Here is a 23,284-nt window from a genome sequence, read left to right on the forward strand (position 1 = left end):
AACAAAGTGCCGAAGTGGCAAAGTGGGTAAAGTTTACGACCAATCGCAATAACCTGCTGTCAATAAGCATGTTGAGTCAGCGAAAACGTTATAATTGGGAAATAATCGTACACTACCGGATGTCCGCCTTTTTAAAACCATTTTCTTGTAAAAAGATTCACGAGCAAACGCGGATCAAGCGTTACGACAAAGCGGATTTTTTCGTTGTAGTTCGGCTGGCCGACTTCCCAACCATTGCTTGAATACACCGGAAAATAAAGCTCAAAATAATCAGTTACCAGGTTTAGCCGGATTCCGCTGTCATATAAAAATTCAGGCTGCGTGAAACGATTTTTGACAAAACCCGCATCGCCATAGACTTCAACCCAATTCCAGATATTGAAACCGACGTTGGCCGTTGTAATCCACTGGTTGGCGAAAGGCGTTCCGAATTTTGATTTGAATCCGCCTTCAGCGATAATGAGCTGCTGGCTGAATAAACCTGATTTTTCAGAGCGGCCGTAAAAATCGTAATCAAAAAGGTAATCTGTAGGACGGTCCAGTCCGAAGCTGAAATAATCATCATCGGTACGATTGTACAGAAACGTCCCGGCATACAACCGCAAACTGATTTGACGGTTGTCGTTGAATAGTTTACGGAACTGCATATCAACTGACGCTTTACCAAAAGATTTAGAGAGTTGGAGGTCGGTCGTGTATCCAAAATGCTTCGTGGCTTCCGTATTTCCATCGATAAATTTCGCATTGAAGACACTGTAATTCTGCAGTTCGTCGTCGGCGGTGTCGGGCAGGTTGTTGCGTTTGACGATGACGTTGCGCAACACCAGCGTTTGTTTGTGGTTGCTGCGCAGGTCCGGATCCCGGAATTTCATAAACACAATCGGCGTGAGCTTGAAATATGCCGATTCAGGGGCATAATGAAAATACGATCCATTGATCTGGTAGCGCATTCCGAACAGGTTGCTGTCACGGTTGTTCTGGTTGACCGCAAACGAGAAGTTCCCTACCAGTGACTGGTTGTTCGGCGAATAAATCGGATTCACATCAAAAACAAAAGGTTTGTCAAGGATGGTCTTGTTGTGAAACCGGAAGCCTGGGGACAATCCGTCATAAAGGTTGTAAGTGAGGGTAGGCACGTACAGGATTTGGTTGTAGTAAGGATCCTCGAGATCCTTCATAAACACAAATTTGATGGGGCGGTTGCTGATCCTGAAGTCTTTCAACGAGCGCCAATTGTTGCGCAAATTGTATTCCGGCACTTCATTATTATAATTCAGCACCAATTTCGTGGCGGATTCCCTGGGCATCGTAAAAGTACTGTCTGTGCTGATGCCTTCGAGCCATCGCTTAAAAACAATTTCCTTATTCCGCACGCCGTAAACCGGGATCGGAACCGTGGTGCCGGTTTTATTTTTTACGGTAAAAGTAACGCTGTCCTTTGTTTTCGACACCTCGCCGAATTTATAGTCGACAATCTCACGCGAGTCGATAATCGTCTTGAAAAACCAATCGATGTCCTTGTCTGTAGCAGCCTTAAGTATGGTTTCCAAGGTATCCCGTGCAGACCTGTTTACGGTTTGGTTCTTGCAATAGAATGCAGTGATGCTCTTTTCCACATTGTCCTTCCCGATGTAATCGGCAAGGTAACGGAAGCTCAACCCGGCACGGTATTTTCCGGCAATTTGTTCATTGAATTTGATCAAAGTGTTTTTTGGCGCGCCAATCGGCTGATCCAGATTTTTACGGGCCATAAGCATGTAGAAATAGCTGTATTGGCCATTGAAATCCAGTTGAGTCAGGTTGTAACTCTTGAACAGGCCGAGTTTTGACACGTGGCCCATCATCTTGATGCCCGGATAATTTTCGTCAATGTACTTCATCATAAAATACACCTGGAATCCGTCATAAATCCAATTGTCAGCCCGTGGATCGACGCGCAGGCTGTTTTTAAGGAAATTGTTCAGGTAGGTTTTCAGGAATTTTACCTCATACAGGAAGTCGTTCGGAAACGGGCTGATGAAGGCCGGAAGCTGGTTGAGCCCATAAAACGGGTTGCGCTCATAATCCGCCTGTGTCACCATGATTTTCTCATAAGGGTAGCGCCCGATATTGTTGTCGACGTAATGGACAATCTTGTCAATGAGCAGCGCTTTCCGGATTTCGTCGATGTTGTTGTCCTTTAAATCGGTGACCACTTCAGTCACATCGTTTTTGTAAGTGCGCATCTCGTGGCTGTCACTTGAAAAGAGTACAAAATCGTTACGTTTTTTACCGACAAAGCGCACCGGATTCCCTGATTCCTGCTCGTCAAGGTCAGAAAACAATTTCACATCCTGCAGTGTCGCGATTGTAACGTCATAATCGGTTGGCGCATTGGCCATGTCATCAGAATTGTTGTTGCTGTATTTGACAAAGTGATGGTTCTCGAACCGGGCAGGCGACAGGAAACAGTTGCGCAGGTACAGCTTTTTTCCGGGTCCGTAGCCGTAACCGGTAAATTTATCACTGGGCACCTTGATCAGATAGGTCATTTCAAACGTCGTTTTCTCGCCCGGCAGAAGCCGGTTCGGCAGATTGACTTCGACAAGATCGGGCTGGTCATTCATCGTGAACCAATCGGCTGCCGCGCCGGTTCCGCTGAAGTGTATCTCAAGATTGTCGGTGCCGCCGCGCTCGTTATTTTTGGCAAGGTGGAAGCTTCTGATGAATTCGTCAGAAAAGCGTTTGGCAAGTGGCGTGTCTTTTGAAGCGTATGCTTCTATCCAGTTATTCAGGACGATGGTTTGCAGGGTGTCGTTTGAATCATTAACGTAAACCAATTGCTGCGTGACCGAAAGCGTCCTGGTCTCGGTATCGAGGACAGCAGAAATCACCGAGGAATGCTGCGCTGTGGCTGCCGGCGCGTATAAGGTAAGAAGCAATAAAAAAAACGGGTAGTAAGATTTCAAATGGCTATGTTCAAAAGTTCGCACGTAAAATAACATCTTACAGACGTGACTTATTGCGCAGGGTTGCTTAATAATTGCTTAAGAAAAAAGAAACCACAAAACCCGAAGGACTTTGCGGTTTATAAGCATATACGTAACTTTTAAAAGTTCGGACTCAGGGTGTATTTTTTGTAGAAATTATCCAAAACTTCCACGACCTCATCCTCGGTGTCCACGATCCGGATCAGGTCCATGTCACCAGGGCTGACGGTCTTATATTTTTCAACCAACACGGCCCGCACCCAGTCCATCAGTCCGGACCAGAACTCACGTCCCACAAGGATCACAGGGAATTTAGCCACTTTTTTGGTTTGTATCAGCGTGATGGCCTCGAACATCTCATCCAGGGTCCCAAAACCGCCGGGCATGACCACAAACCCCTGCGAATATTTTACAAACATGACCTTGCGAACGAAAAAATAATCGAAATTGAGATTCTTATCGCGGTCGATGTATGGATTGTAATGCTGTTCAAATGGCAGCTCGATGTTGAGTCCCACAGAAGTGCCGCCGCCCAGGTGCGCGCCTTTGTTGCCCGCTTCCATGATTCCGGGCCCGCCGCCCGTGATCACCCCGTAGCCGGCTTTGCTGATGCGGAACGCGATTTTTTCGGCAAGCAGATAAAAATGCTCATCCGGCTTGGTCCTGGCCGATCCGAAAATAGATACACAGGGCCCGATTCGTCCCATGGTTTCGTAACCATTGACAAATTCTGCCATAATCTTAAAGATTGCCCAGCTGTCATTGGTCCTGATCTCATTCCAGGTTTTCTGCTTCAAGCGGTCCTGGATGATCTTATCCTCATCATTGTCAAAATCTTCTAATCTCATATCTTCATATTTATCCGGCAGCTAACTGTTGCCGATTCCGTTTGTATTGACCTCCTCAGTCGTTGTAACTAAACCGCGCCAATATAACGCTTTTTCGCTGTCGATGCCAAATATCGTCATTATTTGGCGAGTTCTTTCTTCAAAAACTGCGCAGTGTAGCTTTTTTTATTTTTAGCCACTTCCTCGGGCGTACCTTTTGCCACCACCTGTCCGCCGCCTTTTCCGCCCTCATACCCGATGTCAATAATGTAGTCGGCGAGCTTGATTACGTCCATGTTGTGTTCGATGATCAGGATGGTGTTCCCTTTGTTTACAAGCTTGTTGATGACTTCCATCAGCACGCGGATGTCTTCAAAATGCAAACCCGTTGTGGGTTCGTCGAGGATGTAGAAAGTATTTCCGGTATCTTTTTTTGACAATTCGGCGGCCAGTTTGATGCGCTGCGCTTCACCACCGGACAGTGTCGTGCTTTGCTGGCCCAATGTAATGTATCCCAATCCGACATCCTGTATCGTCTTGATCTTCCTGTAAATTTTCGGCAGGTTTTCAAAAAACGGCACCGCTTCATCCACTGTCATATTCAGTACGTCAGAGATCGACTTGCCTTTGTAACGGATTTCGAGTGTTTCCCTGTTAAAGCGTTTACCCTGGCAGGTCTCGCATTCCACATAGACATCGGGCAGGAAATTCATTTCGATGGTCCGAACCCCTGATCCTTCACAGGTTTCACAGCGCCCGCCTTTTACGTTAAAACTGAAGCGTCCGGCCTTGTAACCGCGGATCATCGCTTCAGGTGTCATTGTGAACAGGCTCCTGATTTCAGAAAACACCTCGGTGTAAGTCGCCGGATTGGAGCGCGGTGTACGTCCAATCGGACTTTGGTCAATGTCGATGACTTTGTCAATGTGTTCCAGGCCTTCCATTTTCTTGTAAGGCTGCGGCTTTTTCACACCATTGAAGTAGTGCGCATTCAGGATCGGGTATAGTGTCTCATTAATCAGCGTGGATTTTCCGCTGCCCGAAACCCCGGTGACGCAGATCAGTTGTCCCAGCGGCAGCTCAATCGTAACATTTTTAAGGTTGTTGCCCGATGCGCCGCTGAGTTTCATGAATTTGCCATTTCCCGCCCGGCGCTTCTCCGGAACTTCTATCTGCATTTCACCGTTCATGTACTTCGCCGTCATCGTGCGCTCTTTAAGCAATTGCGCAGGCGTGCCCTGGCTGATGATCTTCCCGCCGTATTTCCCGGCTTTGGGACCGATGTCGATCACGTAATCGGCGCGCTCGATCATGTCCTTATCGTGTTCTACAACCAATACAGAATTCCCGATATCGCGCAGCTGTTCCAGCGAGCGGATCAGTTTTTCATTGTCGCGCTGGTGCAACCCGATGCTGGGTTCGTCGAGGATGTAAAGCACACCCACCAGTTGCGATCCGATTTGCGTGGCAAGCCTGATGCGCTGCGCTTCGCCGCCCGAAAGCGATTTGGAACTGCGGTTCAGCGACAGGTAATCCAATCCGACATTCATCAGGAAATGCAGTCGGTCGCGGATTTCCTTGATGATCTCAGAGGCGATGATTTTTTGTTTTTCCGACAAGTGTTTGTCGATACTGTTAAACCAATCCGTAAGATCCGAAATATCCATCTCAGATAATTCCGCGATATTCCTGCCATGGATCCTAAAATATAAAGCTTCTTTTTTCAGCCGCGAGCCTTCGCAAACCGGGCATTTCACCTCATCCATGAAATCCTTGGCCCAACGGCGGATCGTCGAGGATCCGCTCTCGTCGTATTGGTTTTTGATGAACGCCGAAATGCCTTCGAATTCGATCTTATATTCTTTGGTCACGCCCAGACTTTTGGAGGAAACCGCAAATTTATCCTTGCCGCCGTTCAGGATTACATCCATAGCATCAGCGGAAATTTTTTCAATAGGGTCGGTGAGCTTAAAACCGAATTTTTCCCCGATGATTTCCAGTTGCTTGAAAATCCAGGAGTTCTTGTATTCGCCCAGGGGGAGTAACCCGCCTGACTTGATTGAGATTAGCGGATTGGGGATGATTTTCCTGATATTGATCTCGTTGACCGTGCCCAGACCGTTGCAGTGTTCACATGCCCCTTTGGGCGAATTGAACGAAAACAGGTTTGGTTCCGGATTCTGGTATGAAATTCCCGTTGTCGGGCACATCAGATTTCGGCTGAAGAACCGGACGTTGCCTGCATCCTGGTCGAGCACCATCAGCACATCGTCGCCGTGATACATTGCGGTATTGATGCTCTCGCTGAGGCGCTTGTCAGTCTCCGGATTTTCCTCTACCAGCATGCGGTCAATCACCATTTCGATGTCGTGTACCTTGTAGCGGTCAAGTTTCATGCCCGGCGTGATTTCCTTAAGCTCGCCATCGATGCGCACGCGCAGGAAGCCCTGCTTGGCAATCTGCTGGAAGAGTTCGCCGTAATGGCCTTTTCGTGCGCGGATTACGGGTGCCAAGATGTTGATGCGTTTGCCTGCGTAATTTTCGAGGATCAGGTTTTTGATCTGCTCGTCGCTGTAACTGACCATTTTTTCGCCGGTATTGTAGCTGTAGGCGTCTCCGGCGCGTGCAAAAAGCAGCCGCTGGAAGTCATAAATCTCTGTAATCGTGCCTACCGTGGACCGCGGACTTTTACTGGTTGTTTTCTGCTCGATGGCGATTACGGGGGACAATCCGTCGATCTTATCGACATCCGGCCGCTCGAGTCCGCCCAGGAACTGGCGTGCATAAGCAGAGAATGTCTCGACGTAACGGCGCTGTCCTTCGGCATAAATCGTGTCGAACGCGAGCGAGGACTTCCCGGAACCCGAAAGTCCGGTGATCACGACGAGTTGCTCGCGCGGGATGGTGACGTCTATATTTTTAAGATTGTGTACGCGGGCACCGAGTACCTCAATGGAATTTTCAATTTCAGGCATATTTTTGAGCAAAATGCAAAGGTAAGGATTAGCCGTGTAAATTACATGATAAACGGCAGTTGATATTTAGCCTGCGGCAATCGTTGTGGAAGGCGTCAATCCGAACTGTGCCGCGGCCCGGATGGGAACGGCATCCTTTTTTTAATCCCGGAGGGTTAAAAAAAGATACAGTGGACAGCCGGAAATGTCCGCCATAAAATTGCAACAATTGCAGTGCAAATCGCAACGGCCCTGTTGACGCATTTATTAACTTTACGAATAAAATGATTTAAGATGAAAAGACTCAGTCTACTTTTACCGGCCCTGCTGCTGACTGCGGGCTTCACCGCTGTGGCACAACAGGAACCACAGTTGAACCAAAAGCAAAACAGCGAATTTATCGATCAGTTGAAGACCGATGTGAAAAAACTGTCGCTTACCGAGGAGCAGAAAGCGCCGTTCCTGGAAATCACAAGAAAATATGCTGAAAAAGCCAAAGAGATTAACGCCGATACCAGCCGCAAGAAAATCGCGCGCCTCAAAGAAATCAAGACGCTGCGCATCAACAAAGACGAGGAAATGAAGGCGTTGCTCAGCGAGGAGCAATTTAAGGTTTACCAGGACATCCGGGACGAGCGCAAGGCGCGGCGGCGGGCACAGTAAGTAGTTTCCGGTTGCGCGCTACTTGTTCCTTCCGGTGCGGCTGTGTTCGGCATCCCAGTCGCGTGTGCTGTCACCCTGATCGCGGTCGTCGGTATCATTGATGTCATCATCGTCGTTGTTTGGTGGGCTCACTTCAATATGCTCATCTGCCGGGGTTTGGCCCTGTTCGCGTCCGAGGCCGCTTTCTTTGATGGTCACTTTGTTTTGCGCTGCGATTTCTTTTGCGGGGTGTTTAACATTGATTTCGTCAGGGTGGGTTTGCGATGGCTGGCCTTCGCGTCCGTTTTGGGTATCCATGATTGCTGGGTGTTATGTTGTCGATAAAATTATTGATCACGAAAAAACGCCGTGTTTTTCATTTTGGATTCAAAAATCAAACGCGGCGCTGAACATTCGGGAGCAAAAAGGCGGGCGGTTTATTCCTGCAGCGCATTTTGGCCGGTTTCCATATAGGCCTTGAGATTTTCGATATCGTGGTTTACCATCTTCGTAAACCATGGGTTGAGTAGCTTTGCAGCGGCTTCGCCTGCAATTCCCAGCGGCGCATGATAAGACAGCGTGATGTCAAGCTCGGTGCTTTGCGGTCCGTTTTCACGGAAGTAAATTTTCCCGGCATTGTCGATGGTGGCACCCGGAACGGAATGCCAGCTGAGCATACGGTCTTTTTCATCCATGAGTATGTTGGCTTTCCAACTGATGTGGCCTATGCCGGCCGGACCTTTTGCACGCCATTCAGAGGTGGTCTGGGTCAACTCTTTGACGCTGTCAAGGTGGCTCATGAATTTGGGCAGGTTTTCGAGTTTCCGCCAGAATGCGTACACGTCGCTTACCGGCTTGTCGATGGTAATTGAGGTGCGGATATTGACGTTGGATGCTTTGAACTTGCCACTTTTTTCGGCCAGGTCGTACATCGGGCAATAGCCGCTGATGCCGCGCGCAAGCATGGTGCCGCCTGCGATGCCTTTGCCTACGCTTTTTGTTTTTCCGGACAGTGCCTTATAGAGCAGGTACGTACCGCCTGCAACCATAAGGATGCGTTCGAGTTTGCCGATATTGGGTTCCAGCCCCTTTATCACGGGCTTCGCCTTATGTGTAACATTGCCAAGGCGTTGCGCTTCGTCTTCGGAATAAAACGCGGCGTAACGGTTTGGATCAGTTCCCGAGGTATCAAATTTGGACTGCAATGGCAGCGTATCCTGTTGCGTTGTTTTCATGACATTCATTTTTTTGTTAGACTGGTTTGCGTCTTAACAAATTTATCCCATGATATCGCCAATCGTTTACAGTATACGCAGATTATGTTTTAAGATTTTGAAGCGGGCGCTTCGCTTATTTCCTCAACCTTTTTTTCTATCAGCGCGATTTCAGTCTTTTCCTTTTTGATATCCTGGCGGATGAGGGCAAAAACGCTCATGTAGACATTGGCCATCCAAACCGTCGCAAAACCTGAAATGATGTAGCCCCGCCAATCCGGGAGCAACAGATGGAAGCGGGTCAGTATGATGGCGCCCAGCGTTACATAATGGCTGAAGCAGTATTCGCAGGTGAAGAGGTAAAAAAACTTCCGTCGCAAGAGCCGGCGGCTACTTTTGGATTGCGAGACGCAGTATTCACGCGGCTCCCTGAAGACTTCTTCATGGGTTACCGTCCAGGCGATGCACGCGACGGGCAGCGGCAGGACCAACAGCCAGAAAATCTGATGGAGGATGTCTGTCGTGTTTTCCATATCGAATAAAATTATTGGTTGTCTATTGTGAGTTGATACATATTTCCGCCGCTGTGCTTGTCTTTTTCATCACAGATAAAAATCTCACTGCCCTTAAAACAGATGCCCTCTTTCTGCGAATTGTCATGCAGGTCGATTTCGGTCACTTTTCCTTTAAGAAATGCGTCGCCGCTAAAATCTTCAAAAAGCCAAACCTTTGCATTACTCAGCAAGGCCATTTTCTTTCCGTCGCCACTGATGGCGGCATCAGTCACGGCACATTTCCGGAATGCCTCACAGGTCGTAAAGGAGCCCATAAGCTTTGCGGCGTGATTTCCGGCAACATTTGGGATTTTATAGAGCTGCGTCGTACCGTCAGAATTGCTGCTGCGGTTTTTCGTAAAGACGTAAAAATAGTTGTCGTGCAGGAAAAACGCCTCGGCATCGAAAATGCGTTTGGACTTTTTAGGCGGGAACTCCTGCTGTTCGGGATAATAAAAATTAACCTGCACGGAGACGTTTGCACCGGCTTTTCCCAAATCTTCCGCGTTGATCTTATAAATCATCAGATTTTCCCGGTCATTGTCGTTGTTGCCGAAATCGCCAATGTACAGGTTTCCGCGATCGTCTGATGTCAAAGCCTCCCAATCGACATTCGGTTTATTAATGTTTACCTTGTGCCTGAGCGCCCCGTTTGTGTCCAGTGCAAACAAGACCGCATCGTTGCCGCTGTCCTCTAAAGTCCAGAAGACATTGGTGTTTGGAAGGTATGCCAGCGCTGAGGCTTCCTTTATTTGTCCGGGTAAATCAAAAACAGTTTTAAGCGGGGTGGGCTGCGAGGAGCAGCTGAGAAAGCACGGTGCAAAGATGAAAAAGGCAGTTTTCCTGAGATCCATAAATTGGTTTTAGGACCTAAAGTTACAAATTGCAACCGAATTTACCATACAACGGAAATGCGTATCTTTGGCTTCGCTAACCCGTAATTGCAGGCAGGACATGGCTTGTCAATTCGATGATTATTTTAAAGTGAGCCACATCAACAAGTTGAAAATCCTCAACGACCCGATTTACGGGTTTATTACCATACCGGATACGCTGATTTACGATTTGGTGCAGCATCCTTATTTTCAGCGCCTGCGCCGCATTTCGCAAATGGGCCTGTCTTACCTGGTGTATCCTGGTGCGCACCACACCCGGTTCCACCACGCGCTGGGTTGTATGCACATGATGCAGAAAGCCGTTGAAGCGATTCGGTTTAAGGGCACGGTCATTTCAAAGGAAGAGGAAATTGCGCTGTATGCTGCGATTCTACTCCACGATATCGGACATGGGCCATTTTCGCATGCGATGGAACACAGCATTGTTGAAAATATCAGCCATGAATCCATTTCGTTATTGTTTATGGACAAACTGAACGCGGAATTCGGGGGACGGCTTACCTTAGCCATTGAGATTTTTAAAGGAGAATACCATCGGAAGTTCATGCTTGAGCTCATTTCAAGCCAACTCGACATGGACCGCATGGATTACCTGAAACGCGATAGCTTTTACACGGGTGTCGCGGAAGGCAATATCAATTCCGATCGCCTGATCCAGATGATGATTGTAGTGGATGACAAACTCGCCATCGAGGAAAAAGGCATTTATTCGGTCGAGAAATTCCTGATGGCGCGCAGGCTGATGTACTGGCAGGCTTACCTGCATAAAACCAGCCTTGCAGCAGAGCTGATCCTGATGAAGGCCCTCAAACGTGCCAAGGAACTGACATTGAAGGGCGTTGACCTGGAGTGCAGTGCGCCGCTCAGGTTTTTCATGGCACATAAAATTGAAGCCGGCGATTTCGACAATGAGGTACTCGAACTTTTCTCAAGGCTGGACGACTCTGACGTAGTGAGCGCACTGAAGGCGTGGCAGTACCACGACGATTTTGTACTGAGCCATTTGAGCAAGATGATCATCAACCGGGATTTGCCGAAGATACGGTTCAGTGACGAAAAATTTTCGAAAGACGACACCGACGGGTACATCCGGGATTTCGCGTCGAAGAATCACATTTCGGCTTATGAGGCCGGATATTTCGTATTCAAGGGAAAAATCAGGAACCAGGCGTATGATAAGGCGGCTGAACCGATCAGTATTTACAAAAAAGACCGCAGTATCGAGGATGTGGTGGAAGCCTCCGACCATCTCAACCTTAAAGCGCTGAGCAAACCGGTGACCAAATACTATATTTGCTTTCCAAAAGTACTGGCGTAAAATTAACAATTAAACCTGTTTTTTTATATTTTTGTCGGGCAAAAGCAAATCAAGGGCTTTACGATTTCCCGCCAATCTCTTTTTGACAGGAAACAGGCAGAAACATCAGTAAAATGAAATTCACAGCAGCACAGATAGCGGACATCCTGGAAGGCGAAATCATCGGAAATCCTGATGCCGTTGTTTTTAAATTGTCAAAAATCGAGGAGGGAACGGACGGTTCACTTACGTTCCTTTCGAATCCCAAATACAACAATTACATTTATTCCACGCAGGCGTCGGTAACGATTGTCAATGCATCGTTTATTCCTGACGCTCCCGTTTTTACCACGATGATCAAGGTTGAAGACGCGTATGGGGCATTTACGAAGATACTCACGTTTTACGACCAGGTTAAGCACAATAAGCAGGGGGTAGAGCAGCCATCCGTGTTGTCAGAAAGTTCGGTTTATGGCGAGAATTTTTATCTGGGCAGTTTCAGTTACATTGGCAATAATGTAAGGATCGGCGACAATGTCAAGATATATCCTAATTCTTTTATCGGTGATAATGTGGAAATCGGGAATAATGTAATTATTTTTGCGGGCGCGAAGATTTATTCTGATTCGAAAATCGGGAACTACTGCAACATCCATTCCGGTGCGATTATTGGTGCCGATGGTTTTGGATTTGCGCCAAAAGAAGACGGAACTTATTCCAAAATTCCGCAGATCGGCAATGTGGTCATTGGCGACTATGTCGATATCGGTGCCGCCACGACGATTGACCGCGCGACGATGGGGTCGACGATCATCCACAATGGGGTAAAGCTGGACAACCAGATACAGATTGCGCACAATGTGGAGATCGGGGAGAATACCGTAATTGCGGCGCAAACCGGTGTGGCGGGCTCGACCAAAATCGGCCGTCATTGCATGATTGGGGGGCAGGTTGGCATTTCCGGCCACCTTACCATTGGCAACAATGTCAGGGTGCAGGCGCAGTCCGGCATTGGGCGCAGCCTCAAGGATGACGAGGTAGTGCAGGGCAGTCCGGCATATAATTATACCGATTTCAGCAAATCGTATGTACATTTTAAGAACCTGCCGAAGATCATCGCCGAATGGGAGGAACTGAAGAAAAAAACAGAATAGCATCAGGAGTCAACATGCCTGTCGGGTATGGCGATTCAAACGAATATACAAACAAAAACACGATCTAATGGTTAAACAAAAAACCATCGCAAATGAAATTTCCCTTACAGGCGTAGGGCTTCACACAGGCAAAGAGGTAAAGATGACCTTTAAGCCCGCACCTGTAAATAACGGTTACACTTTCGTCAGGGTAGACCTGGAAGGGCAGCCGGTCATTGAGGCCGATGCCAATTATGTTGTCAATACGCAGCGCGGCACCAATCTGGAAAAATTGGGTGTCAAGATACAGACGTCAGAACACGTACTGGCTGCATTCGTAGGCTGTGACGTCGATAATGTTATCATAGAGCTTGATGCTTCCGAGCCGCCGATTATGGATGGTTCTTCAAAATATTTTGTCGAGGCGATCGAGAAAGCCGGTATTGTGGAGCAGGAAGCGGAGCGCAGATATTATGTCGTGAAAGAAGTCATTTCTTTTACCGATGAGGCCACGGGAAGCGAAATCCTCGTGATGCCCGGTGATGAGTATCAGGTGACCGCGATGGTCGATTTCGGGACGAAAGTGCTCGGCACGCAAAATGCCACGATGAAAAACATTTCGGAATTCAAGACTGAAATCGCAAATTCACGGACGTTCAGTTTCCTTCATGAACTTGAATCACTGCTCGAAAACGGGCTGATTAAAGGCGGCGACCTTAACAATGCCATCGTATATGTAGATAAGGAGATTTCGGAATCTACAATGGAAAACCTTAAGGTCGCTTTCGGGAAAGACAAGATTTCAGTCAAGCCAAATGGCGTGCTTGACAACCTTACACTGCATTACCCGAACGAGGCCGCGCGACACAAACTGCTTGATGTAGTGGGCGACCTGGCACTGATAGGCACAAGAATCAAAGGTAAAGTGATCGCAAACAAGCCCGGGCATTTCGTCAATACGCAGTTTGCAAAGAAGATGTCGAAAATCATCAAGATTGAACAACGCAACCATGTTCCGGTATACGACCTGCATCAGGAGCCGTTGATGGATATTCATAAAATTATGTCGATGCTGCCGCACAGGCCGCCTTTCCTGCTGGTAGACAAAATTTTCGAATTGTCCGATACCCATGTCGTCGGGTTGAAAAACGTGACGATGAACGAACCGTTTTTCGTTGGCCATTTTCCCGGAGCGCCTGTTATGCCCGGCGTTTTGATTGTCGAGGCGATGGCGCAATGCGGCGGGATCCTGGTGCTGAGCACCGTCCCTGATCCTGAAAACTACCTGACTTTCTTCATGAAAATCGACAACGTCAAATTTAAATACAAGGTCCTGCCGGGTGATACCTTGGTGTTCAAGTGTGACCTGATTGCGCCCATACGGAGGGGAATCTGTCACATGCAGGCCAACGCCTACGCCAATGGCAAACTCGTCGCTGAGGCGGAACTGATGGCCCAAATCGCAAAAAAACAATAAGTCCCATAAGGACAAACCATAAAAAAACAGAAGATGAATCAGCCTTTAGCCTATGTGCATCCCGGTGCGAAGATTGCCAAGAATGTGGTGATCGAACCATTTACAACGATCCACAATAACGTGGTGATCGGTGATGGTACCTGGATCGGATCGAACGTCACCATCATGGAAGGTGCCCGGATAGGGAAGAATTGCAATATATTTCCCGGAGCGGTCATTTCAGCGATTCCTCAGGATTTGAAATTCGGAGGTGAGGAATCACTTGCGATAATCGGCGATAACTGTACTATCCGTGAGTGCGTTACGATCAACAGGGGCACCATCGCCTCAGGGCAGACCAAGCTCGGCAACAACTGCCTGGTGATGGCTACGGCACACATCGCTCACGATTGCCACATTGGTGACAATGCAATTATAGTCAATGGTGTCGCATTGGCGGGCCACGTGACCGTGGGCAATTACGCCATTATCGGCGGATTGGCGGCGGTACACCAGTTTATCAACATCGGGGATCATGCGATGATTTCAGGTGGCTCACTGGTAAGGAAGGATGTACCCCCATTTACAAAAGCCGCTAAAGAGCCGCTGTCCTACGTGGGCATCAATTCTGTTGGTTTGAGGCGCCGGGGTTTCAGCACGGAAAAAATACGTGAGATACAGGAAATTTACCGCATATTGTACCAGAAAAATTACAATACCTCGCAGGCCGTAAGCATCATCGAAGCGGAAATGGAAGCGACTCCGGAACGTGACGAAATCCTTGACTTCATCAGGAATTCCTCACGCGGCGTGATGAAAGGCTACACCGGAAATTACTAACCATGTACAGCGAGACGACAATTCATAAAATTAACAACGAACATTTAAAATAACATTCAATAATGGCATCTACATCGGATATTAGAAACGGATTATGCATCAAGTTCAACCACGACATTTACAAGATCGTCGAATTCCTTCACGTGAAGCCCGGAAAAGGCCCGGCATTCGTACGCACCAAACTCAAAAGCCTTACTAACGGAAAAGTGTTGGACAACACCTTTTCTGCAGGGCACAAGATTGATGAAGTGCGCGTGGAGACGCACGAATTCCAATTTTTATATGCAGAAGGCGATCTGTATAATTTCATGCACACTGAAACGTATGAGCAGATCCAACTGAACAAAGCCATTCTTGATGCCCCGGATTTACTGAAAGAAGGGACTACCGTAAAAGTAATCATCAATGCGGAAACCGAAGCACCGCTGTCTGTGGATATGCCGGCCTCGGTAATCCTCGAAGTGACGTATTCAGAACCGGGCGTAAAAGGAAATACTTCCACCAACGCGACCAAACCTGCTACCGTTGAAACCGGTGCAACCGTTAACGTGCCGTTATTCATCAACGAAGGCGATAAGATCAAGATTGACACCGCTTCGGGTCAATATATGGAGCGCGTAAAGGAATAATCGGAAATTTGATCAAGCATCATCATGAAACAGGCGATAGGCCTTGTGTCTTAAGCCCTTCCAAATTACCGTAATTTTCCAACCAACCCGTTATCCGGTTACAATATGAAATTTCCAAACGTACAGTCCCTCAAAAGCATTGCCGACCTGCTCGGGTGCGAATTCGTCGGTGCTGCTGATTTTGCGGTTCACGGAATGAACGAAATCCATGTCGTTGAACCCGGGGATATCGTGTTTGTCGATCATCCGAAATATTATGACAAGGCGCTAAAGTCTGCCGCAACCATCGTACTGATCAATAAAAAAGTCGACTGTCCTGAAGGTAAAGCGCTGTTGATTTCAGATGATCCTTTTCGGGATTTCAATACCCTGACAAAGCATTTCAGGCCATTTCAAAGTGCCTCGTCGGCGATTTCACCCACAGCCCGGATCGGTGAAGGCACGGTAATCCAGCCGAATACGTTTATCGGAAACCATGTCAAGATCGGTAAAAACTGCCAGATCCACTCTAATGTCGCCATTTATGACCATACCGTTATCGGCGACAATGTGATGATCCATGCGGGTACCGTTCTGGGAGCCGATGCATTTTATTACAAGAAAAGGCCGGAAGGTTTTGACCAGCTGGTTTCCGGCGGACGCGTCGTGATCGAGGACAACGTTGGCATTGGCGCGCTGTGCACCATTGACAAAGGCGTTACGGGCGACACGACCATCGGTGCGGGCACAAAAATAGACAATCAGGTGCATGTAGGGCACGATACGGTTATCGGGAAGAAATGCCTGATTGCCTCGCAAACGGGCATCGCGGGCTGCGTCGTGATTGAGGATGAAGTGACGCTCTGGGGACAAGTGGGTACGACAAGCGGCATCACGATCGGGGCTAAGGCCGTGGTGATGGGGCAGACCGGCGTAACCAAATCTGTCGAAGGTGGTAAAACCTACTTTGGCACTCCGATTGAAGAATCACGCGAAAAACTCAAGCAACTGGCCAACATCAAGAAAATACCGGAGATACTTAACAAACTGAAATAAACATGAACGCTAAAAAACTGGTTCAGGCTTTTTACAAATCGGATGCACTGATCGATCCTGCCGAAATGGCAACCTACCTGCATCCCGAAGTAAAAGTGGAATGGAACAGCACCAAGGGGCTGATTGTAATGGATCATGACGAAATCATTGCCTTTACGACGGAGTTGAGTAAGGCTTACATGCGGACCAAAGTGCGCATGAGCCACATCGTCCATGAGGGCGATATGGTTTCGGCCAGGTATTCCCATTTTGTCAAAACGATTGAAAATCCGAGGGAAGAGATGCTCCTCGCGCACTTTTTTGTGATCTGGGAAGTCAGGGATGGTAAGTTATTCCGCGGCTACCAGATGAGCCAGCTTTCATAAGCGCGACGGCAATATATTTTTCAAAAGCACACGAGATTTGCCTCCAAAAACTTATTTTTGCAGCACTAAATTCAAAAAATAATTTAAACCATATACCATGAGTGTTTTAGTTAACAAGGATTCCAGAATAATTGTACAGGGTTTTACCGGAAGTGAAGGAACATTCCACGCTTCACAAATGATTGAATACGGAACCAACGTTGTAGGTGGCGTAACACCCGGAAAAGGCGGGACTGAACACCTGAACCGTCCGGTTTTCAACACGGTGAAAGACGCTGTAGATAAGGCAGGAGCGGATACGACGATTATTTTTGTACCGCCAGCATTTGCAGCCGATGCCATTATGGAAGCGGCCGATGCCGGCATCAAAGTCATCATCACCATCACTGAAGGAATTCCTGTGGCCGACATGATCCGGGCATATGACTATATCAAAGGAAAAAACTGCCGATTGATCGGGCCGAACTGCCCTGGGGTAATTACTCCGGAAGAGGCAAAGGTGGGCATCATGCCTGGCTTCGTCTTTAGGAAAGGCAACGTCGGAATTGTTTCAAAATCAGGAACGCTGACTTACGAGGCCGCTGACCAGGTGGTGAAGCAAGGTTTGGGAATTACAACCGCGATCGGAATCGGTGGTGACCCGATTATCGGAACCACAACGAAGGAAGCGGTGGAGTTGCTGATGAATGACCCTGAAACCAAATGCATCGTGATGATCGGTGAAATCGGCGGGCAGCTGGAGGCGGATGCGGCACAGTGGATTAAGGCTGACGGCAACCGCAAACCGGTAGTCGGTTTTATCGCTGGTGAAACGGCGCCTAAAGGCCGTACGATGGGACATGCCGGTGCAATCGTCGGTGGTGCGGATGACACCGCTGAGGCTAAAAAACGCATCATGCGCGAATGTGGCATCCACGTGGTGGATTCCCCCGCAGAGATTGGTAAGAAAGTTAAAGAGGTTTTAGGATAAACCCTGATTCGGATATTATACACTGAGTCCCGCGGCATGCGGGACTTTTTTTTTGGCTTTGTTGAGATTACCGCCACATTTAATTTATATTTGAAAACCAAATAATCGATATGAAAAAATTTTACCTGCTGATGCTGGCATTCGCCGGTGTTTCGATCGCAAACGCACAGATCATCAATTTTCCATCGGGACAGCTCAAAGCGAGACTGCTTGACGCCTCGGCCACCAACACCAGGGCAAAAAACCTTGACGGCGCCTATTTTGCCATCGATGCCAACAACGACAGCCAGATACAGGTTTCCGAAGCGCTACAGGTCAGTGAATTGTATTTTTATAACAACGGCATTTCCAATATTACGGGGCTTGAATATTTTACGAACCTCAAAGTGCTGAGCATGCCGTACAACCCGATTACGACGCTGGACGCGACCGTGTTTCCGCTGCTTACGAAACTGAATGTCAACCATTGCCTGTTGACCAGCCTGAATGCCAGTGGGCTTTCGGCGTTGACCGACCTCGATTGCACCTACAACAGCCTCACCTCGCTGAATATCGACGGAACCTATGCACTACACGATTTTAAATGCAGGAACAACCAGATTTATGGCGTGCTTGATTTAAGCGGAAGGGCAAACCTGCTTCCCGAACTCGATCTGACGGTAAATCATTTTACCCAATTGATACTCACCGGCTGCAATACGCTCACCCTGATTAATGCAACTGAAAATTATCTTTCGGAAACGACTGATTTCAGCGCTGTTCCAAACCTCAGGGAACTCTGGGTTTCCTTTTCCAGCATTCAAAACCTCGATTTGTCCGCCAATCCGCTGATTGAGCGCGTATATGCAAATCAATGCTACGGGCTGTCTTCTATGAATGTTACGGGCTGTGTTAACCTCAGGGAATTGTACTTCGTAACTGCTTCTTATCCTACGCAATTGGATTTAAATCCGGCAGTGAATCTTGAAAAGCTTACCCTCAAAATGTCCAGCCCGGGTACAGTAGCATTTAACAATTGCCATATTTTAAAAGAGCTCAGCCTTGAGACCGATTGGCTGGCGGTTGATTTGTCGTTGCCAGCATTGGAAACCCTGACGCTTACGATGCTGAATTGCACCTCGCTCGATCTGACCGCGCTCGCCTCGTTGAAAACCCTTCAATCCAGGACTGAATCCGTTACAGCATACGACTTTTCAGGCAATGCATTGCTTGAGGATGTTGTCCTGTCCTATATTTATCCTACCCAATCATTGGATTTTTCATCCAATACTCACCTGCAGCAAGTCTATTTATCAGGTTGCTCGGGTGTCGAAATGCTGAACTTAAAAAACGGCGCCAACGAAATCCTTAATTTTAATTTTAACGCGGCAACGGCAATACCCAATCTGAAGTATTTATGTACTGACGATGAGCAGATTGAAAGCCTGGACTATCTTACGCAGGCGCTTCCTCTTTGCAGCATCAATTCGTACTGCTCTTTCACACCGGGCGGAACCTATTATACCGTAGAGGGCAGTTCAAGGGCAGATCTCGACGGCAATGGTTGTGACGTCTCAGATCCATTGTATCCCGGCATTAAATTTACCGTGACCGACGGCGTGAACTCAGGAACATTCGTTGCAGATGCGTTGGGTAGCTACAGCCTGCCGCTTCAGGCCGGTTCCCATACGATCACCCCGGTGGTCGAAAACAGCTATTTCACTACCGATCCTTCACAGTTCACAATCAGTTTTCCGGGCGATCTTAACAGCGTGATGCAGGACATCTGTATCATCCCGAATGGCATCCATAACGACCTGGAAATACTCATCATGCCAATCGGGATTGCGAGACCCGGTTTTGATGCTACTTACAATCTGTTATTCCGAAATACAGGAAACACGACAATTGATACCGATCTTGATTTTGCCTTTGACGACAGCGTAATGGATTTTGTGCAGTCGGTACCGCCTTTATCTGACCAAAATGAGGGTATGCTGCATTGGAGCGGATTGCCAATCGCACCGTTTGAAACACGCAGTGTACTGGTCAAAATGAATATGAACAGCCCGGTCGAGACGCCGGCGCTCAATTTGGATGACCACCTTGTGTTCACTGCGGCTTTGACGTATTCGGGTACCGACGAAACGCCGTTAAACAACACGACGATATTGCGCCAGACCGTGGTCAATTCGTTTGACCCAAACGATAAGACGTGTCTCGAAGGGGATACCATTACGCCCGGCATGGTGGGAGATTACGTCCACTACCTTATCCGTTTTGAAAATACAGGTACTTTTGCGGCGGAGAATGTGGTGGTGAAAGACATCATCGATCCGGCCACATTCGATATAGCGTCTTTGGTGCCGGTCAGCAGCAATTATGAGTTCACGACGCGCATCACCGACGGTGACAAGGTCGAATTTATTTTCGAAAATATCAACCTGCCTTTTGATGATACCAACAACGACGGTTATGTCTTATTTAAGATCAGGACCAAACCGACATTGACCGTAGGAAGTACGCTCAGCAATAAGGCCAGCATTTATTTTGATTACAACCTGCCGATTGTAACCAATACGGCGGTGACGGCGGTGGCGTTGCCTTTGAATACCAATGAAAATGACAATGCTTTTGGTTTGGCTTTATATCCGAATCCGGTGAAGGATGTCTTAAACATTTCGTCAAAAACCGATGCTGTCATCAATGTGGTACAAATTTACAACGCCCTGGGACAGGATGTAATGAAAGTATTGCCTGCGAATGGAGATTGCAGTATAGACGTATCGCGTCTGCCGGTAGGTAGTTATGTAGTGAAGGTAATTTCGGAGACCGGAAGTTGGGCCTCACGTTTTATAAAGGAGTAATTTCCAGTTAAATATCAAGCCGGTTACTGACCGGCTTTTTTATGGATCTATTTGACGGTATAATAAATACGTTATATTTGAACACCAGAACAATTAAGATGAAAAAACATTATTTATTACTAATGCTTGCTTTTGCAGGTGTACAGGCACAGGTAATCAACATCCCTGATGCCAATTTTAAGGCGAAGTTGCTCCAATCCTCCGAAACCTCAAGTATTGCAAAAGACGTAAATGGTGTAAAAATCAAGATTGATACCAACAGCGACAATGAAATTCAGGAAAGCGAAGCAGCACTGGTCTATTCGCTCTCCGTAAGTAGTTCCAATATTGTAAACCTTACCGGAATTAATAGTTTCATTAATTTGAAAAGCCTTACGGCATACTCGAACGTGATTTCCGCAATCGATGTGAGCGGATTGGCATTGGAATCTTTGCAGGTTGGGGGTAATTATCTCACAACGCTGAGCCTTGCTGGGCTTTCCGGATTGAAATCTCTCGACATAGACGACAACCAGATTGCAGGCACGCTGGACCTTAGTTCTATGCCCGGACTCAAAAGTTTACTTTGCGAAAACAACAACATTACAGGGATAAACATCACAGGGCTGGCACAACTTGAGAAATTAAAGTGCACTGAAAATGAGATAGCTTCACTTGATGTTTCCGGCAGCCCTTTATTGAATTACCTATGGTGTGATTACAACAACCTGACTACACTTGACGTAACCATGCTTCCGTTGCTGACCACCTTCAACTGCAGTTACAATCAGCTTACGAGCCTGCAGGTAGACCATCTTCCCGGCTTATCCGGCTTGCTTTGCGGCTTCAATCAATTGACAAGTCTCGACCTGACCGGATCAATGTTGAATAGTAGTGTATCGAACACACTGAGCTGCCGTAACAATCTTATAACAGAGCTTGACGTTTCGGACAAGATATTGGATCAGTTCACATGCTCCAACAATCCACTTACTACATTAAAATTAGGACAGATAACAAGATTGTATTGCTATTTCACTGACCTGACGAGTATCGAAGTGCCGTTTCCGGCTCAATATGTCAGCATACATGATAATCCGCTACTCCAGTCATTGTATGTCAAGAACGGTTCACAGGAAATCCAGTTTTCAATATCCAATGTACCCAACTTGTCATATATCTGCGCAGATGAATCCGATTTTTATGCAATACAACAGGAATTGAGTTATAACAATATCACCGGTTGCGAAATCAACAATTATTGTAATGACGGTGCCGATGCACCTTACGAAATTGCTAATACTGCAAAATTTGATGCTGCCGGAGTTGGTTGTGATGCTGCGAATCCTCTAATTCCCAACCAAAGATTTATTATCGATAATGGTGGTAGCAGCGGAGGCCTTTTTGTAAATTTATCAGGTACAGGCAACTTATCCCTTCCTGCCGGTACTTATAGTATTACGCCTGTTTTTGAAACACCTTACTTCAGCAGCACTCCCAATAGCGCTTCGATAACGTTTCCGGGTACATCATCTGTGGTAGCGCAAAGTTTCTGTATCGTCCCGAATGGAACGCATCCCGATATAGAAATTACCATTACCAATAACAATACTGCCATTCCCGGTTTTGATGCTGATTACACCGTTCTCTGTAAAAATAAAGGTACAACCACAGCATCAGGCTTTATCAATGTATCCTTCGATGATGATATCCTCGATTTTGTTACTGCTGAACCGGCTGCCAATGCTTCGCTGAACGAACTCAGCTGGGCCTATTCGGATTTGAAGCCATTCGGATCATATACTGTACATTTTACCATGAACCTGAATTCTCCTGTTGAAAATCCACCATTGCAACAGGGTGACAATATTACTATTGTAGCATATAGTGCATTTAATGATGATGAAACGCCGTCGGACAACATCACGGCATTGAACCAGCCAGTATTTAACGCTTTCGACCCCAACGACAAAACCTGTCTCGAAGGTGATACGATAACGCCGAACATGGCAGGGGAGTATGTTCATTACAAAATCCGTTTTGAGAACACCGGAAATTATCCTGCAGCGATTGTTACAGTTAAAGATGTGATTGATACTTCAAAATTTGATATTTCAACTTTAACGCCCATTGCGGGAAGCCATCCTTTTATTACCCGTATCACCAACACCAATCAGGTGGAGTTTATTTTTGATAATATCATGCTGCCGTTTGACGATGCGAATAATGATGGTTATGTAATATTTAAAATCAAAACAAAGCCGACTTTGGTTTTAGGGGATGAACTCAGCAACACTGCAGGGATTTATTTCAATTATAATGCTCCCGTGATTACGAATACTGCGGTGACTACAGTTGCGGTTCCTTTAAGCATAAATGAAGTGGATAAGAGCGGCTTCAGTTTATACCCAAATCCTTCGAAGAATGTCATAAACATTTCGTCAAAAACCGATGCTGTCATCAATGTGGTACAAATTTACAACACCCTGGCACAGGAGGTAATGAAAGTATTGCCTGCGAATGGAGATTATAGTATAGACGTATCGCGTTTGCCGGTAGGCAGTTATGTAGTGAAGGTAATTTCGGAGACCGGAAGTTGGGCCTCGCGGTTTATAAAGGAGTAATTTCCAGTTAAATATCAAGCCGGTTACTGACCGGCTTTTTTATTGGTTTTATGC

General features: G+C 47.1%; 18 protein-coding genes. 11 read left to right on the top strand and 7 right to left on the bottom strand.

Annotation, left to right across the window (positions count from 1 at the left end; genetic code table 11):
• Positions 1-131 precede the first annotated feature (131 nt).
• The 3 genes from HYN48_RS10840 to uvrA all read right to left on the bottom strand — a co-directional run bounded on the left by HYN48_RS10840 (position 132) and on the right by uvrA (position 6,771).
• A complete protein-coding gene (locus HYN48_RS10840) occupies positions 132-2,948 on the bottom strand; it encodes a gluzincin family metallopeptidase (protein ID WP_342747841.1) in 2,817 nt (938 codons plus the stop codon).
• A 140-nt stretch (positions 2,949-3,088) separates the two neighbouring features.
• On the bottom strand, positions 3,089-3,817 hold the full coding sequence (locus tag HYN48_RS10845) for an LOG family protein (protein ID WP_108371606.1): 729 nt from the start codon (positions 3,815-3,817) through the stop codon (positions 3,089-3,091).
• Between the two features lie 119 nt (positions 3,818-3,936).
• Positions 3,937-6,771, bottom strand: coding sequence for an excinuclease ABC subunit UvrA (gene uvrA, locus HYN48_RS10850; RefSeq protein WP_108371609.1), 2,835 nt, complete (start codon positions 6,769-6,771; stop codon positions 3,937-3,939).
• Between the two features lie 273 nt (positions 6,772-7,044).
• Between uvrA and HYN48_RS10855 the strand changes: the two genes are divergently transcribed.
• The gene (locus HYN48_RS10855; protein WP_108371611.1) at positions 7,045-7,413 is read left to right on the top strand and encodes a hypothetical protein; all 369 of its coding nucleotides are present in this window, start codon (positions 7,045-7,047) and stop codon (positions 7,411-7,413) included.
• 18 nt (positions 7,414-7,431) lie between these two features.
• Here the strand turns inward: HYN48_RS10855 and HYN48_RS10860 are convergent, their stop codons facing one another.
• From HYN48_RS10860 to HYN48_RS10875, 4 genes are all read right to left on the bottom strand, one after another.
• Complete coding sequence (locus HYN48_RS10860) at positions 7,432-7,710, bottom strand: hypothetical protein (RefSeq protein WP_108371613.1); 279 nt, start codon at positions 7,708-7,710, stop codon at positions 7,432-7,434.
• A gap of 119 nt (positions 7,711-7,829) precedes the next feature.
• Positions 7,830-8,627, bottom strand: a complete 798-nt coding sequence (locus HYN48_RS10865; RefSeq protein WP_108373569.1) for an SRPBCC family protein — start codon at positions 8,625-8,627, stop codon at positions 7,830-7,832.
• 89 nt (positions 8,628-8,716) lie between these two features.
• The gene (locus HYN48_RS10870; RefSeq protein ID WP_108371615.1) at positions 8,717-9,139 is read right to left on the bottom strand and encodes a hypothetical protein; all 423 of its coding nucleotides are present in this window, start codon (positions 9,137-9,139) and stop codon (positions 8,717-8,719) included.
• Positions 9,140-9,150: 11 nt separating this feature from the next.
• The gene (locus tag HYN48_RS10875; protein WP_108371617.1) at positions 9,151-10,014 is read right to left on the bottom strand and encodes an esterase-like activity of phytase family protein; all 864 of its coding nucleotides are present in this window, start codon (positions 10,012-10,014) and stop codon (positions 9,151-9,153) included.
• A gap of 130 nt (positions 10,015-10,144) precedes the next feature.
• On the opposite strand from HYN48_RS10875, the gene HYN48_RS10880 reads away from it, so the two are divergent.
• The 10 genes from HYN48_RS10880 to HYN48_RS10925 all read left to right on the top strand — a co-directional run bounded on the left by HYN48_RS10880 (position 10,145) and on the right by HYN48_RS10925 (position 23,230).
• A complete protein-coding gene (locus tag HYN48_RS10880; RefSeq protein WP_108373571.1) occupies positions 10,145-11,374 on the top strand; it encodes an HD domain-containing protein in 1,230 nt (409 codons plus the stop codon).
• 113 nt (positions 11,375-11,487) lie between these two features.
• The gene (gene lpxD, locus HYN48_RS10885; protein ID WP_108371619.1) at positions 11,488-12,507 is read left to right on the top strand and encodes a UDP-3-O-(3-hydroxymyristoyl)glucosamine N-acyltransferase; all 1,020 of its coding nucleotides are present in this window, start codon (positions 11,488-11,490) and stop codon (positions 12,505-12,507) included.
• 67 nt (positions 12,508-12,574) lie between these two features.
• Positions 12,575-13,963, top strand: a complete 1,389-nt coding sequence (locus HYN48_RS10890; RefSeq protein ID WP_108371621.1) for a bifunctional UDP-3-O-[3-hydroxymyristoyl] N-acetylglucosamine deacetylase/3-hydroxyacyl-ACP dehydratase — start codon at positions 12,575-12,577, stop codon at positions 13,961-13,963.
• A 33-nt stretch (positions 13,964-13,996) separates the two neighbouring features.
• Positions 13,997-14,782 carry an acyl-ACP--UDP-N-acetylglucosamine O-acyltransferase gene (gene lpxA, locus HYN48_RS10895; RefSeq protein WP_108371623.1) on the top strand — a complete coding sequence of 262 codons (786 nt, stop codon included), beginning with the start codon at positions 13,997-13,999 and terminating at the stop codon, positions 14,780-14,782.
• A 62-nt stretch (positions 14,783-14,844) separates the two neighbouring features.
• A complete protein-coding gene (gene efp, locus HYN48_RS10900; protein WP_108371625.1) occupies positions 14,845-15,411 on the top strand; it encodes an elongation factor P in 567 nt (188 codons plus the stop codon).
• 105 nt (positions 15,412-15,516) lie between these two features.
• Positions 15,517-16,446 (top strand): UDP-3-O-(3-hydroxymyristoyl)glucosamine N-acyltransferase, encoded by a 930-nt coding sequence (locus tag HYN48_RS10905; RefSeq protein WP_108371627.1) that lies wholly within the window; start codon positions 15,517-15,519, stop codon positions 16,444-16,446.
• A 2-nt stretch (positions 16,447-16,448) separates the two neighbouring features.
• Complete coding sequence (locus HYN48_RS10910; protein WP_108371629.1) at positions 16,449-16,811, top strand: nuclear transport factor 2 family protein; 363 nt, start codon at positions 16,449-16,451, stop codon at positions 16,809-16,811.
• Between the two features lie 97 nt (positions 16,812-16,908).
• Positions 16,909-17,781: a succinate--CoA ligase subunit alpha gene (gene sucD, locus HYN48_RS10915; RefSeq protein ID WP_108371631.1), complete on the top strand. Its 873-nt coding sequence runs from the start codon at positions 16,909-16,911 to the stop codon at positions 17,779-17,781.
• A gap of 110 nt (positions 17,782-17,891) precedes the next feature.
• Positions 17,892-20,627, top strand: a complete 2,736-nt coding sequence (locus tag HYN48_RS10920) for a T9SS type A sorting domain-containing protein (protein ID WP_108371633.1) — start codon at positions 17,892-17,894, stop codon at positions 20,625-20,627.
• A 98-nt stretch (positions 20,628-20,725) separates the two neighbouring features.
• Entirely contained in the window at positions 20,726-23,230 is a 2,505-nt protein-coding gene (locus tag HYN48_RS10925) for a T9SS type A sorting domain-containing protein (protein ID WP_181248463.1), read from the top strand.
• Positions 23,231-23,284: the final 54 nt, after the last annotated feature.

Source organism: Flavobacterium magnum (assembly GCF_003055625.1).
In the GTDB taxonomy this organism is placed as follows: Bacteria; Bacteroidota; Bacteroidia; order Flavobacteriales; family Flavobacteriaceae; genus Flavobacterium; species Flavobacterium magnum.